The 2438-nt window shown below is 71.2% G+C and carries 2 protein-coding genes; one reads left to right on the forward strand and one right to left on the reverse strand.

Translation table 11 applies throughout. From position 1 onward, the window contains the following. Positions 1-346: 346 nt before the first annotated feature. A complete protein-coding gene (locus GT042_RS18795) occupies positions 347-790 on the reverse strand; it encodes an SRPBCC family protein (protein WP_161309885.1) in 444 nt (147 codons plus the stop codon). 245 nt (positions 791-1035) lie between these two features. Between GT042_RS18795 and GT042_RS18800 the strand changes: the two genes are divergently transcribed. Further along, entirely contained in the window at positions 1036-2097 is a 1062-nt protein-coding gene (locus tag GT042_RS18800) for an Rv2578c family radical SAM protein (protein WP_161309886.1), read from the forward strand. The last annotated feature ends 341 nt before the right edge of the window (positions 2098-2438 follow it).

Raw genomic sequence — 2438 nt, forward strand, 5'->3', positions numbered from 1 at the left:
GGGCGTCGGCGGGGGCGGGGTGCCCGCCGCCACGGCCGGGACGGGCACGGTGGCCTGCCCGCCGTCCTTCACCAGCGTGATCCCGCCCACGTACTGCTCCCCTCGTCGCACCTGCGCGGCGTCATTCTTCGCATTGCTCGCCAACCAGGAGCAAGCGGGAATCGTCGGGGCGAAGGGCCTTGCGGCGAGGGCGGGTTGGGGAGGAAAGGGGGTGCCGGGGCGCTCATCAGGGGCTTTCCCGCGAGGTGTCGCGCGGGGCGGACGCAACGGCGTCGCGGGGAAAACCACTCGAACCGGTGACCCCGGGGAGCCCCCGGGGTCCGGCTGTTCACGCCTTCCGGCGGACCTACTTCTCGGTCTCGGCCGCGAGCCTCGCCAGCACCTCGTCGTAGATCCGGCCGAGGCCCTTGGGCGCGAAGGTCCGCTCGAAGAAGCCGCCGATGCCGCCGGCGCCGTCCCAGACGGTGGTGACGACGGCCTTGGAGCTGCCCTCGCCGGCCGGGGTGACGGTCCAGGTGGTGACCATCGAGGAGTTCCGGTCCTTCTCCACGAGCCGTCCGTCGGTGGGCTCGGTCACCTCCAGCAGACAGTCGCGGACGCGCTTGCTGGTGGCCTGGAGCTTCCAGTGGACGAGGGTGCCCTCGCCGTCACCGCCCTCCCGTACCTCGTACTCGCTGAACTGCGAGGGCAGGAGCTTCGCCCGGGTGTCCTGGTAATCGGCCAGCGCGTCGAACACCGTGTCCGCTTTCGCCGCGATGATCCGCTCCGTCGTGGCCTCGACCTGCGCCATGGCACTTCCTCCAGCACTCGGTTCTCGGGTTGGGGTGCGGCCAGCCAACCACCCTCCGGCACGCCCGCCCAAATCCGGGGGCGCGGAGGTCGGGACCGGTGCACGCACCACGCGTCCGGTGGGCGATCCGGGGGCCGTCCGGCGCCCCGGCCGAGCATCCGCCCGACAACCCGTTCGACCATCCGTTCGACGATCATGCGAACACATGTTCTATTGTGGGGGCAGTACTACCGAGGAGGTACTCCATGCGCTGGGACAATCTGACCGAGGGACCGTCCACCACACGGCCCGCCGGGGACATCGCGCTCTTCGGTACGGACGCGGTCACCACCCGCACCTTCGACACCCCCGAGTTCCGCGGCATCACCTTCCACGAGGTCCGCGCGCGCTCGATCGTGAACCGGGTCCCGGGAGCTTCCCGCATGCCGTTCGAATGGACGGTCAACCCGTACCGGGGCTGCACACACGCCTGTGTCTACTGTTTCGCCCGCAAGACCCACAGCTATCTGGACCTCGACACCGGGCTGGGCTTCGACTCCCAGATCGTCGTCAAGATCAACGCGCCGGAGCTGGTACGGCGCAAACTCGCCTCGCGCCAGTGGCAGGGCGCGCACATCGCCATGGGCACGAACGTCGACTGCTACCAGCGGGCGGAGGGGCGCTACCGGCTGATGCCGGGGATCATCACGGCCCTGCGGGACCAGGCGAATCCTTTCTCCATCCTGACCAAGGGGACGCTGATCCTCCGCGACCTCGACCTGCTGCGCGAGGCGGCGTCGGTGACCGACGTCGGCGTCTCCGTCTCGGTGGGCTTCACCGACCAGGAGCTGTGGCGCACGGTGGAGCCGGGCACCCCGTCGCCGGAGCGGCGGCTGGACGTCGTACGGGCCATGACGGACGCCGGGATCGGCTGCGGGGTGCTGATGGCCCCGGTGATCCCGTTCCTGGGCGACAGCCCCGAACAGCTGCGTGCGACGGTACGGGCGATAGCGGCGGCCGGGGCGACCTCCGTGACCCCGCTGGTGCTGCACCTGCGGCCGGGGGCGCGCGAGTGGTTCATGGAGTGGCTGGGGAAGCACCACCCGGAGCTGGTGGGGCGGTACGAGCGGATGTACGCGGAGGGCGCGTACGCGCCGAAGTGGTACCAGCGGCGAATCACCCGGCAGGTGCACGAGCTGGCCGACACGTTCGGCATCGGCCCCCGGGGCGCGGGCGGTTCGACGGGGCTGACCAGGCCGGGCAATCACCGGTCGGCGGCGCCGCTGCCCGTTCCTGAGCCGGAGGGGACACAACTGACCCTGCTGTGAGGGGGTTCGGCGTCGCCGAGGGGTGTTGCATCCCCGTCGCCGAGGGAGCGCACCCCATACCCGTCATACCTGGGAGCTACCGGTGAGGTGAGCTCTCCGGCGGGACGCGGACCACGCGGGGTGATCCCTAACTTCGGTACCGGCAGCACGACAGAGATCCGGTACGGAAGGTCCCTCCCCCATGGCGTCACGGCTCCGCGGCAACCGCAGGCAGCGCACCCGGTGCGCCGATACCGAGAGTGCCCCGCGCGCGCCGCGCGCCGCGCGCTCCCACCGCACGCACCGCACCCTGCTCGCCGTGCTCGTCACCGCGTCGGTGGCGGTGCCGGTGTCGGGCGCGG

This window comes from Streptomyces sp. SID3212 (assembly GCF_009865405.1).
GTDB lineage: Bacteria > Actinomycetota > Actinomycetes > Streptomycetales > Streptomycetaceae > Streptomyces.